Source organism: Paenibacillus eucommiae (assembly GCF_017874215.1).
GTDB lineage: Bacteria > Bacillota > Bacilli > Paenibacillales > NBRC-103111 > Paenibacillus_AI > Paenibacillus_AI eucommiae.
The window spans coordinates 117,089-131,471 of sequence record NZ_JAGGLB010000005.1 but is presented as its reverse complement, the minus strand read 5'-3'; the positions used below and the strand labels follow the sequence as shown (position 1 = coordinate 131,471).

At 51.0% G+C, this 14,383-nt stretch carries 5 protein-coding genes; 2 read left to right on the top strand and 3 right to left on the bottom strand.

Annotated features, from left to right (window positions below):
* Window positions 1-125 precede the first annotated feature (125 nt).
* On the top strand, window positions 126-7,508 hold the full coding sequence (locus J2Z66_RS10060) for a neuraminidase-like domain-containing protein (RefSeq protein WP_209971260.1): 7,383 nt from the start codon (window positions 126-128) through the stop codon (window positions 7,506-7,508).
* Window positions 7,509-7,523: 15 nt separating this feature from the next.
* Window positions 7,524-10,793, top strand: coding sequence for a Tc toxin subunit A-related protein (locus tag J2Z66_RS10055; RefSeq protein WP_209971259.1), 3,270 nt, complete (start codon window positions 7,524-7,526; stop codon window positions 10,791-10,793).
* A 761-nt stretch (window positions 10,794-11,554) separates the two neighbouring features.
* Here the strand turns inward: J2Z66_RS10055 and J2Z66_RS10050 are convergent.
* The 3 genes from J2Z66_RS10050 to J2Z66_RS10040 form a co-directional block, all read right to left on the bottom strand.
* A complete protein-coding gene (locus J2Z66_RS10050; RefSeq protein WP_209971258.1) occupies window positions 11,555-12,121 on the bottom strand; it encodes a TetR/AcrR family transcriptional regulator in 567 nt (188 codons plus the stop codon).
* Window positions 12,122-12,190: 69 nt separating this feature from the next.
* Window positions 12,191-12,898, bottom strand: a complete 708-nt coding sequence (locus J2Z66_RS10045; RefSeq protein ID WP_209971257.1) for an MBL fold metallo-hydrolase — start codon at window positions 12,896-12,898, stop codon at window positions 12,191-12,193.
* 195 nt (window positions 12,899-13,093) lie between these two features.
* Complete coding sequence (locus J2Z66_RS10040; protein ID WP_209971256.1) at window positions 13,094-13,852, bottom strand: YheC/YheD family protein; 759 nt, start codon at window positions 13,850-13,852, stop codon at window positions 13,094-13,096.
* Window positions 13,853-14,383 lie beyond the last annotated feature (531 nt).

Below are 14,383 nucleotides of genomic sequence, written 5' to 3'. Positions count from 1 at the left end.
TATTACGTATTACGTACGTATTACTCATTATGTACGCATTAAGCATCAAGCAAGACGGATTACGGATTACGTACTACACAGCACGCAGCATACATTACGCAGCACATTTGCCGAGGAGGGCTTTCATGAATAAAATCGTTTCTCCGCTGAAGCTGCGGATGACTGGAGTCGGGGTTGCCGATTTGCAGGCAGCTCTGAGACTTATACTGGAGAAAAATCTTTTTCGATTCAGCGAAGAGGAACGTAGAGCCCTTGAAGCTCGCCTGTCAGCCGAACAGGAAAGAGCTATATTTGATAAAATGACCCTCAAACTGGTTTCGATGTTTCAAGAACAGCAAGGTATCGAGCCGACGGGAGAAGTAGACGAGAAGACCGCAGAAGTGCTTAATGCCTTATTAAAAAAATGGAATGCCCTTGATGGCGGCGCAGTTGAAACTCCGTGTCAGCCGGTCATGCGCTTAGCCGCCGGACAGGTTTGGCGCGAGGATGGCCGCCCATATGCAGGCGGCAAAGTATGCGCTTTTCACGTAGGTGAAGGCGCAATGCTTCGTCTTGGCGAGGATCTGACAGATGTCGAAGGCTTCTATACGATCCGCTACGACTCGCTGCCAGGTGTCGCGGGAATTAATCTAAGAATCGTTGTATATAACACCGATGGAGCGATGTTAAGTGAAGCTAAGGTGATCCGGGAGGCGGCTCCCCTTGAAGTGGTCGATCTGAAGGTGCCGATTTCTGTATCCGCTGCTGCTTCCTATACGGTGGAGGGGAAAGTCTTGATTCGGATAAGCGCGAGCCTTGGAGGGCTGCAGGTTCGGATTATGGACAAGTCCGTCGGAGGCGACACGCTGCTGGCTGAGACCCTTACCGATGATAGCGGCAGTTATCTTGCTTCATTTTCTGAAAAGGGCTTGCGTGAACGCGGCAAAACAACCCCGGATCTTCAGGCGCTCGTATATTCAGGCGACAGGTTTCTTGCCGCTTCCGATGTCCGATACAATGCATCTAACCATGAGACACTGCATATCCGGCTTCCTGATGATCTTAAAATAGCTGCCACCCTTCGATCCGAGCATGAAATGCTGACAGGCGCATTATCCGAGCATTTCGGCGGTTCGCTGGGCGATCTGAAAGAGACCGATGAGCAGCAGGATATTACTTACCTTGCGAACAAAACCGGTTGGGATGCGCGCGCAGTAGCGCTCGCTTCACTGGCAGACCAGTTTAGCGCCAGGACTGCGGATGAGGACGGCCAGCTTGAGCCGGCTTTCTTCTATGCACTTTTCCGCGCCGGCCTGCCCGCCAATGATGATGCGCTCTATCAGACGGACGCCTCCATCGCAGAATCGATCTGGAAAGATGCGACCCGCAGCGGAGGCATTCCCGCTTCCATGGCGAGAGGTGTTGCAGGTGCAGTCGAGAAGTTCCGCAGAACGGCTGCCAGGCGGGCGCTGGATGGGCCCGCCCTAATAGGGATTTCACCGCTTAAGGATCTAATAGCTGTCACTATTGGCGATGACACCCAGCAGCAGGTTAAGCTGGCGGATTTATATATGCGAAACAGGCACAATACAACGGAATTCTGGAATTCTGTGCGGAGCACGTTCGGGGAGAAGCTGGAAACGCGGCTTAAGCTGGATGGACAGCTTGCTTACATGACTTTGAATAATGCTCCGCTTATTCACAAGCTGCATAGGGCCGGAGGACCGAATGGACTGTCTGGCGCACATGATCTTGTCGATAGCGGCTTTTATCGTGCGCGTAATTGGCAGAGCATTATGGGGAACGATCCAGTTCCTCAGGAAATTCCTGGCGAGAACGAATCGGAGAAGCGCGAACGTTATGCCGAGTTGATGGCGGCTCAAATAAGGCTCAGCTACCCTACAGCAGTTGTGGCCCGAATGGTCAAGGATAAGGATACCCCGCTGAAGACTGCAGGTCTTGCCGAGCCGGTGTACGCTTTTCTATCCGGGCAGCAGGGAGATTTCGAGATTGGTGTTCACCCCATCCAGCAATACATCAATCACCGCAGCTTGCAAATAAAGCCTGAGGTGGCTGAAGAGATTGAACGCATTCAACGGGTATATCAAATATCCCCCAGCGATGATGCAATGAATGTACTGCTGGCCAAGGGCTTGGACTCAGCCTATGCTGTGGTTCGCCATGACAGGGATGAGTTTATCCGTACAATTGGGCATGAAGTGGGCGGTGAAGCGAATGCCCGGCTTATCTATACGAAATCCCAGCAGGTGCACAACACAGTACTGAATCTCGCGCTCTCCTATCGTACTTCTGCCCTGGTACCGGATATGTATGCTTTTGCTCAGACACAGTCTGCAGTTTCAGCCACTTCGGAGTCCTTTTCGAATGCTTCAGATATAATTGCCTATCCCGCTCTTGAGAAGCTGTTCGGTGAGGCAGATTATTGCTCCTGCGAGCACTGCCGTTCGATTCTTAGTCCAGCGGCTTATCTTGTTGACCTGCTGCTTTTTCTGGACCGCCCATCTGTGCCTGCGGGTGCATTCAATCCGCAAACGGTGCTGCTCGATCGCCGGCCCGATCTTCAGCACCTTCCTTTAACCTGCGAAAATACGAATCTGCCTGTTCCTTATATTGATTTGGTTAATGAGACGCTTGAGCATTATATTACGCATGATTTTACGCTGTCGGGTTATACCGGCCATAATACGGACGGCTTGGCACAACCGGAGGAGCTGCTGGCCAATCCGCAATTTGTCAGTGAGACGGCGTATGAGCTGCTGGCTGGCAAGCCAGCCCAGCCTGGCTCGCTCCCCCCTATCCTCCCGCCCGTTCTTCCGCTTCCCTTCCACCAGCCGTTGGAAAATTTGCGCCGCTATTTCACAAAGTTCGAAGCGCCGCTCTCTTCAGTCATGGAGGATCTGCGCAAAAGTGACACTTTGGAGCGCGCAAGTGAAGACGAATATGGCTGGCGTGATATTTTGATGGAGGAGCTGCGGCTCTCGAGAGCTGAATATACACTACTTACCGATAGCAGCTTATCACTGCAGCACCTTTATGGTTTTCCGTCAGGCACCCCGGAAGCGGATGCAGCAGACAGCCTCTCGAATGCAAAAGCGCTCACGAGACGGCTTGGTATTTCTTATGAAGATCTGATCCAGATTCTGAAGACTCGATTTATGAACCCGAATGCTGCGCTTATACCAAAACTTGAACGGCTGGGCGTGCCATTCGCGGTGTTAAAAGCATATAAAGATGGCAGTATGACAGGTGCCGAGCTGGACGAGGCACTGGCGCCGCATCTTGACCCCGCAGCTTATTCAGGGGACATTAAAGCATGGATCGTTAATGCAGACAATTATGCCAATATGATGGGCTTAATTACGCTGCAGGACCCGGACGGATCGGACAAAGGCTGCAGCTTCGAGAAGCTGGAGCTCCGCTACGCCAATCCTGATCCCACTTCCAACACAATCCGTGCATTTGAATTTGTGCGTCTGAGCCGGTTCATCCGGCTATGGAAGAAATCAGGCTGGTCGATCGATCAGCTGGATAAGGCAATTACTGCGCTATATCCAGCTGATCAGACGCCGAACGACCCCGATGATCAGATCAACAAGCAGCGGCTGGACGCTGGATTTCATATTATGCTGCCACGTCTTGGTGCAGTCATCCGCACCATAGCGCTCCTGAAGCTCAGAACGGATAAGGACTTGCTGCCTCTGCTCGCTTGTCTGGCTCCAATCGATACACATGGGGAGAATTCCCTCTACCGCCAAATGTTTCTCAGTCCCTCCCTGCTTGATCGGGATGCTGCTTTTGCCGATGACGGATATGGTCAATATTTGGATGGATCCAAAAAGCTAATCGACCATGCGCATTCATTGCGTGCGGCGTTCCAACTGACTGGTGAGGAGCTCCAAACCATCATCAAAGAGCTTGACATCGACGCTACGACACCACTGCTTATGGACCAAATATCTGCGGTTTTTCGCCGCGGCTGGCTGGCTCGAAAGCTGAAGCTTAGCGTGCAGGAGCTTGTGCTGCTCAGCAGGTACACAACGATTGATCCTTTTGCAGCTCCTAACCCTCCCGAGCTTCCTCTCTTGCGGTTTATTAAGCTTGTTAACCGCCTGAAAGCAACGTCTGTAAAGCCTGCTCAACTGCTGTACCTGGTATGGAATCAGGACATAAGCGGGCGTTCGGCGCCGGACGACAAGATGCTGCTGGATCTTGCCCTTGCCTTGCGGTCCGGTCTCGCCACAATTGAAGGCGAGTTCTCGCTGACCGATGATCCGGACGGACAGGCAGCACGGGCGAAGATGGCTATGTTCTATGGCAGCGAGGCAGCGGATCGATTCTTCGGCATACTAAGCGGCAGCGTCGTAACCGACATCCCTTACGCGCACGACCAGCCCGCGCTGAAGCAAGAAATTGTGGCTGCTGCACAAGGAGGCATATCTTACGACAATTTGCGGAAACGGCTCATATACAGCTCAGGCATTATGAGCGATGCGATCCGCGATGCGCTTAAAGCCGTGCCAGGCGGTGCGAGCACTGGATTTATAAATGCGGTAGACGAGCTGTATCGTGCCACAAGAAGCTTGTTCGCCCAGTACCCCGAGCTGCTGCCATACTATAGTTCGTTTGAGGCCTCTTCTGCTCCTGTGACGAAAAAGCGGGAGCAGCTGATATCCAGCTTGCTTGCTGAGCTGAAGAACCGCCGCAAGCGCCAATTTGCGCTGCAGACCGCTGCAGCAGCAGCGAAAGCCGATTCTGCGCTAGCCTCTACAGCGCTTAATAACGCGTCCATTCTGCATGCGTCGAATGATCAGAACCGCCCTGCGCTGGATGATCTAACAGCGCTGTCGTCATCCGGACTTTCCGTTAAGTTCTTCTATCAGGATTCAGCTTCCGGAGAAGCAGATATAACTTATGACACGGTCGATAATCTCACATATACAGCTGAAAGCCAGCACAAGCTTCCTGCTAACCCGTCACCCGGCAGCGCAGTTTCTGGTATTTGGAGCGGGTATGTGGAAGCACCGGAGAACGGCTTTTATAACCTATATATCGAAGCAGATCCTGGTGCGAGCGTGACTTTATCCCTTGCTGGCGCCACGGTTCCCCTGTCTCTGGACGGCACTGTCTATAGTAATAACACGCCAATTGAGCTGCGTGGAGGAACGCTGTATCCCGTTTCCATACAAGCCGAGAAAGTCAAAGACACGTTCAAGCTTCGCTGGGAGACGAGTGGTCTTGGGGTAGGAATCATACCGCCTAAACTGCTGTACCCCACCTTCGGGATCGACCGGCTGCGGAGCATATACATCCGATTCAGTAAAACAGCTGCGCTTGCTTCTGCGCTTCATCTGACTGCGTCCGAAATTTCCTTCTTTGCTTCCCAAAGCGACTATCGGATTCATGGACAAGGCTGGCTAAATCAGCTCCCAGCAGCGGGCAATCCAAAGCCGGAAATTTGGGAGGCGCTGTTGAAAGCCTTCGATGCGCTGCTGACCTTCGCTTCGATGAAGGCCGCCCTCTCTCCTGACGATGAGCGGCTGCTGTCTATCCTGCAAAACCCGTCTGCCGCGGCCCAAAATCCAGATGGTTTGTTGTACACACTGCCGCGCTGGGAGCCATCTTCTGTAGAGACGCTGCTGCAGCACTTCGGCATTACAGCAGTTGATCTTGCCAATATCGAGACTTTGGGGCGAGTCTATAGTGCGTATGCTTGGGTAAAGAAGCTTGGCGTATCGGCATCGGCACTTATCCAAGCCGCCCATAACGAACCGCAAGCACCAACGGTCCGCAGCTTGCAGTCGGCGCTTCGTGCCCGTTATGACGAAAGCGGCTGGCTGGAAGTTCTGAAAGGTATTAATGATGAAATGAGAAGACTGCAGCGTGATGCGCTGGTTGCCTACCTGCTTCATCGGATGCGTGAGTCCGCAGTTACCGGGCACATCGATACACCGGATAAGCTGTTCGAATATTTCCTGATGGATGTCCAGATGGAGCCTTGCATGCAGACATCCCGCGTGAGGCACGCTCTGTCCTCTGTCCAGCTGTTCATCGAACGAAGCTTAATGAATCTGGAACGCAGGGTATCACCATCCTCCATCAATGCGAAGCAGTGGGAATGGATGAGCCGTTACCGGGTATGGGAAGCCAATCGCAAAATTTTCCTTTACCCCGAAAATTGGCTGGAGCCCGAGCTGCGTGACGATCAATCGCCTTTCTTCAAGGAGGCGATGAGCGAGCTGCTGCAAAGCGATATTACAGAAGACAGCGCAGCAGCCGCGCTGCAGAACTATTTGACGAAGCTGGAGGAAGTGGCGAAGCTGGAGCCATGCGGCATTCACTTCGAAGAATTCGATCCGAACCAGTCCCAGGATGATATCAGCCACGTGGTTGCCCGTACGGCTGGCGCGAACCGCAGCTATTTCTACCGCCGCCGCGAATATGGGTATTGGACGCCATGGGAGCCTATTCGGCTGGATATTGAAGACAACCCGGTCATCCCGGTCGTCTGGAAAGGCCGGATGTTCCTTTTCTGGCTTAGAGTGCTGCAGCAGGCGCCGCTTGATCCTTCCAAACTGAATGCATCACCCGGACCAACAGAAGGCTCTGGAGGGGCTGAGAAATCCATCGCCAATATGAAGCTGAGCGAGGTCAAGAAGTCGACACAGGCGGATGCCAAAACTAATTCACAAGTGACGATGCAGGCCATTCTGTGCTGGAGCGAATATTACAATGGCAAATGGCAGCCTGTCAAAACGTCAGATATCAAAAAGCCAACTGAGCTGGGACGGTTTAACCCTGTCGGGGCAGACGCATTCGACCGCTCCAAATTAGAGCTATCCGTATACAGTGAAGGAAAAGACGCCCTGCGTATACACATCTCTGGGCAGGGGTCGTCTTCGTTTACTCTTTACAACACCCACAGCTTGCCGGTTCGTCTTGAGGATATCGACGCGCCTTATTTTCTGCTCATTGGACCAAGCCGGGAATTGGATTCATCACTCAAAGCGTTTACTATCAACTATTATCGGGGCTTTATGCTTATGAACCCGGATGGCACCTTCCCGTCTGCTATGCTGCCGCGTCCAGTGTTGAACAATCCGCTCAGGGATAGCACTGTCAGCCCTAGTCATTCCCTGGCAGATCCTTGGGACGCACCGTTCTTTTATGAGGACAGCCGGCATGTCTTTTATGTCACTACAGAGGAGCGCACCGTCCTCATCCCTAAATGGGAGGGCTATATTCCTCTGCCATCTCCTCAGAAGCCCGGAGTGTCTATACCACCTCTGGTCGTTCCGAATGTGCCTATTAAGCCGCGCCCGACTCCTGAATGGCTGAATCCTTACCGGACAGGCCCGGACTTCGGCATTGTCGATCCGCAGCCTATAGAGCGTTTCATATCCGAAGATGCTTATATTAACAAAGGGATCGGGACACAAGGGACCATTCGTTTCGGCAATATCGACATTGGGCCCGCGGGCCGTATTCAGATTAACAAATCCAACCGTTAGAGAAGAGGGCTTGTTATGGCTAAGGCTGCTTATGATAAAATCGGTTTTCATGCTTTTAAGGATGCTTACAATTTTCACCATGGAAGTGGAAGGGTGGTACAGCAGCAGGAGATTGGATTCACGTACACCTTCGAAAATTTCTTCCATCCCTTTGTCGGAAAGTTGATTGAGAAGCTCAATAAAGAATCTCTATCAGGAATGCTGAATCCGGACCATCATGAAAGCTGGGCTGCTGAATTTTTTGATTCTTTCTATACAACGCTGGATAGCAAGCTGGTCAAGGTCAATCATTTTCCGATAGAAATGGATGTCCGTACAGGCGGTCCTTATGCCAACTACAACTGGGAACTGCTCTTCCATATTCCGCTTACAATCGCTGTACATCTCAGCAAAAACCAACGTTTTGCCGAAGCACAAAAATGGTTTCATTATATATTTGACCCAACAACGACCGATGTATCGGTTCCAGCCCCTCAGCGCTTCTGGAAATTTCTCGCGTTTCGGCAGAATGGGGATGTTCAGCAAGGGGATGTTACCCGCATTGACGAGCTGCTGGAGCTGCTCAGCAAGCCGAATCTGACTCCAGAGGAGGCCAAACTGCGTGAATCCGTGCTTAACGGCTATGAGGCGATCCGAAACAAGCCGTTCCAGCCGCACGCAGTTGCACGAACCCGGCATCTTGCTTACCAATATTCTGTCTTTATGAAATATTTGGACAATCTGCTGGCTTGGGGAGACAATCTTTTTCGGCAGGATACCGTGGAATCGATTAATGAGGCTACCCAGCGCTATGTGATGGCGGCCAATCTGCTAGGCGCCCGGCCACAGCGCATTCCGCCCCGGGGCACCTCTCGGCCGATGACATTTGCCGAGCTAAAGAAGCGGGGGCTGGACGCGACAGGCAACGCGCTGGTCGATCTGGAGGGCAAATTCCCGCTTAATCTCGGCTTGCCACAGACACAAGGATCCGATCTGGACGCTTCCGGTCCGCTGTTTGGCCTCGGCCGTACGCTCTACTTCTGCATTCCCCATAACGATAAATTGCTCGGATATTGGGACAAAACAGCTGACCGGCTCTTCAAAATCCGCAACTGCATGAATATAGAAGGCGTTGTGCGTCAGCTTGCCTTGTTCGACCCGCCTATTGATCCCGGTATGCTGGTCAAGGCGGCTGCCGCTGGTATTCCGGTCGGCTCGATTTTGAACGGCCTGAATCAGCCGATAAGTCCTGTACGCTCTATGCTGCTCATTCAAAAAGCGCTGGAGCTGTGCAGCGAGGTACGCGGGCTCGGTGCGGCTCTTCTGTCTGCGATTGAAAAAGGAGACGGGGAGCGGATGTCACTGCTCCGCCAAGGGCATGAGATCAAAATTCAAGAGATGACACGTGAAGTTCGCTTCTTGCAGTGGAACCAGGCGAAGGAGTCGACCGAATCGCTGCTGCGCAGTCGTGCAGGTGCTTTGGAGCGCTATCGTTATTATCAGCGGCTGCTTGGCTTGACTCCCGACGACAGCGCTCCCGATACGCTGCCAATCGACCGCGGCGCAGTGCTGACGGAAGAGAACTTCGACGAGGCCTACAGTGCGCTCGTTGGACAATATGACAGAGTCATAACAGCCCCTGAATATCCTCCGATGGAGATTAAACAGGAGGGCCGATTATTCCTGCATGCCGGTGAATATGACGATCTCAACGGTCATGCCGACAGGGCACTGGCTGCGCGCATATCGGCAGCAGCCTCCGAAGTCCTTACAGCAGGGCTGGCAGCAATTCCGAACTTTAATGTGAAGATGGCTTACTGGGGAATCGGCGGCGAATCCGAGCTGCTTGGCGGGGCCTTCTTGTCCAACGTGGGCAGAGCCGTGAGCTCGGGATTCAACATATGGGCGCAAATTGAGGAGAAGCAAGGACAGAATGCTTCCAAAACTGCATCCTTTGAGCGGCGCGCTGATGATTGGGTGCTGCAGGTGAGGCTGGCTGCACGCGATTTGATGCTGATTGGCAAACAGGTTATCGGCTCACTCTTAGCCGAGCAGGTGACGAGCCGCGAATATTCGTCCATACAACAGCAGATAGAGCATTCGCTGGAATTGGACCAATTCATGCATGAAAAGTTTACGAACGAAGAGCTGTACGGCTGGATGCAGGGTGAAATATCCAAGCTTTACTACGAATATTACCGCTTTGCTTTCGATACAGCACGGAAAGCCGAGCTGACGATGAAGCATGAGCTGATGCGCCCTGAGGTCGATGCTACTGACTATATTAAATTTAATTACTGGGATGGTGGAAGGAAGGGGCTTCTTTCGGGCGAGAGTCTCTATCTGGATGTGAAACGGATGGAGCTGGCTTTCCATGACAACAACAAGCGTGAATACGAATTGATCAAGCATGTGTCATTACGACAGCTAGATCCAGCCGCGCTGCTTGCGCTCAAGGCATCCGGAGTATGCGAGGTTGCCCTGCCAGAATGGCTGTTTGACCTCGATTGCCCAGGCCACTACATGCGCCGGATCAAAAATGTCTCCCTCTCCATCCCTTCGGTTACGGGACCTTACACCAGCGTCAACTGCACGCTAACGCTGCTCAAGAGCTCGCTGCGGAAATCACCGTTAGTGTCGGACGGATACGCCCGGGAGAGCAGCGAGGACGCTCGCTTCACTGATTATTTCGGCACGGTTCAATCCATCGTGACGAGCAGCGCAAGCAACGATAGCGGCCTGTTCGAGGCAAACCTGCGCGATGATCGGTTCCTGCCTTTCGAAGGGGCAGGCGTGCAGAGCATCTGGAGACTGGAGCTGCCAGCCGCTTTCCGGCAGTTTGATTACAATACCATCTCGGACGTCATCGTTCATGTGCGGTACACAGCCCGCCAGGGTGGCGCACAATTGCGCGATGAAGCAGTCAAGCAGATCGAAGCGCTTGTTGGAGAAGCCAGCTCTTCCGGTCTCTCCCTCCTGCTCGGGTTTCCCCAGGATTTCCCCGGTGAGTGGCACCGTTTCGTGCAGGGCAATGCTAATTTCGAAGCGGTAGTAAAGCGTGAGTTTTTCCCTTACTTTACAAAAGGGATGGCGATCACAATCACTCACTTGCAGCTGCTGGCAATTAAGGATGATAAGATCGAGACCATTGCCCCCCAAGGGCTTGATCTTACTGCACTTAGTGAGCAGCTAAGTGACGAGGGAAGCTTGACGCTGACTCTCCCTTCTGACAATGCGGTTCTGAAGCGCAGCATGCAGCAGCGTGTTTTTGCGATTATGGCCTACACATTGACGCCAACGATTTAGCTTTGGGCATTTTATAGCTTTGTCACAAAAAGAGACTGCGGCCGCTTATAGCGGCTTGCAGCCTCTTCTTTTTAAGACACAAAATGTATAGTTCAAGCCTAGGTGTGGAAGACGAGATCACAACATGTTTTCACTCTGACCACCGCTACCTTATTCAAACTCCTATTCTCTTCACTCTTCACTCTTTACTCTTTACTCTTTACTCTTTACCCTACTCTTTTCTCTTCACTCTCTCACATAACGATGTTTTTCATCGCTAAGTAATGCATTCTCCAGAATTTTGATTACTTAACGATGTTTTTCATCACTAAATGGCTCTTTTCCCGCTACCAAGGCCCTTTCTTTCCCATTTAACGATGTTTTTCATCGCTAAGTAATGCATTCTCCAGAATTTTGGTTACTTAACAATGTTTTTCATCACTAAATGACTCTTCTCCCGCTACCAAGACCCCTTTTTCCCACATGATGATGTTTTCATCGCCTATAGACGCCTGTCCCACCAACTTTCATCTGTACACACCTACCCCTATCTACTTTCCACCTATACACACCTATCCCATCACTTTCCCTGTACGTACCATCGCCATCCACTTTCACCACACACACCTATCCCTATCTACTTTCCACCTGTACACACCCATCCCTATCTACTTTTCACCTGCATGCACCTATCCCTATATACTTTCACCTGCACGCACCCACGCCATCCCCATGCACCCGTTTGCGCCTCTGCCAGCGCTACCTTACCCTTGCATCCGCTCTTAATGGCTATGCCTCATCCCAGTTACATAAGTCTGGAGCAGATGCCGTAAGCTCTCATCCCGGTCCAGCTGCATGGCGAAGCCGCCCTTGGCTTCCAAAGTTGCAAACCCATGTGCTATGCTGCGCAGACCGCGCACTGTATGTAGGGCTTCAGCCTCCTCCAACTTATAGGCACTCAGGATCAACAGCAGCAGTCTAACTATCTCCTCCCCCGCAGCTTTGATTTCCTGGTCAGGGAGAGTGTTCGCCACCATTGTTGCCTCATAGAGTCCAGGGTGTCTTCTAACGAACCCCACATAGGCAATTCCGAGTGCAAACAGCGCTTCATCCCCAGATTTGCCTAGCGTTTCTTGAATCAAGCTTACTCTAAGCTGCTCTAGACCATGTAAGCATAGCAGCCTGCGTAAGCCAGGAAGACCATCTATATGGTTGTATAAAGAAGGGGTTTTTATGTTTAACCGCAGCGCTATAGCCCCTAATGTCACCTGTTCAAAGCCTTCCGTATCTGCAAGCTCTACCGCATTTTGAAGAATTACTGCTTTATCAATCCCTGGTCTTTTAGCCATCCGCCCTGCACCTCCCCCGACTTTCCTATTTTCCGTTTTTCCTTTTTCATCTTTTTCATCTTTCAGCTTTCAGCTTTCAGCTTTCTCAGCTTCTTCTATCGCCCGGCCCAACGCCTCCACTGGATTGCGCAGCATACGTCCATGGCCCACAGCCAGAAGGGCAGGTGAAAGCTGCTTTAGCTTCTTTGCAGTTTCAAGCGCGGTTTTTTTATGCCAGGTGGCAAACGCCGGGAACGGAAAAAACAGCTTGAAGGTTCCCGATACGGCAACTCCTCCACGGGTAACCAAGGCGTCACCCGCAATTAGCGCTCTGCTGCGCACATCCAGAAAAGCCATCATTCCCGGCGTATGTCCTGGAGCCGCCACAGCCTGCAAGGACCCTACCCTGTCGCCATCCTCCAGATACACATCCGGCTTCGTTGTCAGAGATTTAGCAAAGCTACCCTTAATTGGGGTGTTAGGTTCACCCGCCTCGAATTCAAAATTACCGGCCAGCAGCTTCGCATCACGTCTTGACATATACACTTTGGCCTGTGGCAGTGCTGCCCGGAGTGAATCCAGCGCGCCGACATGATCACCATGAGCATGAGTAAGTGCTATCCGGGTAATTGGCTTGCCTAGACGCTGTGCGGCCTGCAGAATGCTATTAGCGCTATATGAAAGCGCGGCATCAATAAGCGTTAGCTCTTTTTCTTCTTCTACTAAATAACAATTAACGGGAAATATACGCGGTAAAAAAGATAGCTGAAATAAATTCTCCTCTTTGGTAATGCGCATGAATGAATCCCTCCATCGAAAAACTAATTACATTAGTATAATAACTAACATCATTAGTTTTATCAAGTGCTTTTTCTAAAGTCTCTGGATTTTCTCAAAAGAGCCATCATATCGGGCTGCCCCCTTTTTTGGCCTGGCCGCCTTTGTCCCAATAAGAAGCAGTACGGAGCTGGCGGCTCGTGAGTGTGACCAAGATTAGCCGTGATACTCCCCATGAAGACGGGTAAGGCGCTTAATGCGTTTATATACCGCAGGTTGGTTTAAGCTTCGAAAAATAATCGGATTGGGACGCGTGTTCACCTCAAATATCCATGGCTTTTTTGATTTGTCGATGCCTATATCCAAGCCTATATCCTTTATATTAGGGTAGCCCTTTTGCATATATCGTGCTACCTGCAAACCTAACCTTCCGAGCCTTCGGTTATAGGCGGCGCTTCCTTTAGTGCCCATGTAGGGCCTGAGCAATTTTTCAATCAGCTGGGGAGTTCCTCCGCTATGGTAGTTGGTTACAATCCGCCGCGGATGGGCAATTCTGCCGATGCTACCTGTATGCTCCCACCGTCCCCGTTCATTTTTCTGGATCATCACCCGCAGATCAAAAGGCTTGCCACCGGAAGTAAGCATCTTGATTCCCTGCTGCACCAAATAAACCTTGGGACCAAAATGTCTGCTTAAAGACCGGTAAAATTCCTCGTAAGACGTGAATGTGTAAGTGCGCATATCTAATTTATAGCGATACTTGGTTGTACCCCCAATCTTGATCTGCTCAGCTTTAATAACACCATGCCCACCCGTACCCAGATTTGGTTTTACATAAACCATCCGGTATTGCTTCAGCATCGATAGTACGGTTTCTGGCATAGCTAATTCCGTTTGGGGATTATATTGCCTGAGTTCCGAATCCTCGCTCAAATACATAGCTTTTCTGAGCTTCGTATTGGGAAACCTACCCATGTGGCCACATCCTCTCCTCTTGCTGAAACTGCTTGCTCCATTCTATGCCATAGAGCATTGCTGCGACAGGGATTATGGCCTGCTACTATTCCCGTTCCTCATCAACTGGCTCGCCCAATTGCATTTTGTTGCACCACCGAGTAGGATAGATCACTTACATTATTTTTCACTCCAAATCACAGTTATTTTGGAATAACTTTAAATGGTAAGCATACGATAGATATAAGCAGTAAACGCTGTCATAAAACAGCCAGAAGACCGAAAATAGAATATTCTGAATATTTACATTTCTTTAACAATCTCGTATTCTGTAAATAAGACATCAACGACACACCAACCTAGTAACAGCAATTCCTAGTAACTTTTGTTATATCTTTCAATCTAGAACCTATCCAACTTTTTGGATACATGCTTTTTCTTCCTAGATTGAAATGGATATAAATCACAATAACTAGGAAAGGGGATAGTCCAATGACGTAGGTAAGCGAAGCATGCCTGGTCTAAACGCAGTACCCGATTTGTTGATATCTA

Excerpts from the sequence above, each read along its gene's own strand:
- J2Z66_RS10060 (WP_209971260.1), top strand. The coding sequence starts at position 126 with ATGAATAAAATCGTTTCTCCGCTGAAGCTGCGGATGACTGGAGTCGGG.
- J2Z66_RS10055 (WP_209971259.1), top strand. The coding sequence starts at position 7,524 with ATGGCTAAGGCTGCTTATGATAAAATCGGTTTTCATGCTTTTAAGGAT.
- J2Z66_RS10050 (WP_209971258.1), bottom strand. The coding sequence starts at position 12,121 with ATGGCTAAAAGACCAGGGATTGATAAAGCAGTAATTCTTCAAAATGCG.
- J2Z66_RS10045 (WP_209971257.1), bottom strand. The coding sequence starts at position 12,898 with ATGCGCATTACCAAAGAGGAGAATTTATTTCAGCTATCTTTTTTACCG.
- J2Z66_RS10040 (WP_209971256.1), bottom strand. The coding sequence starts at position 13,852 with ATGGGTAGGTTTCCCAATACGAAGCTCAGAAAAGCTATGTATTTGAGC.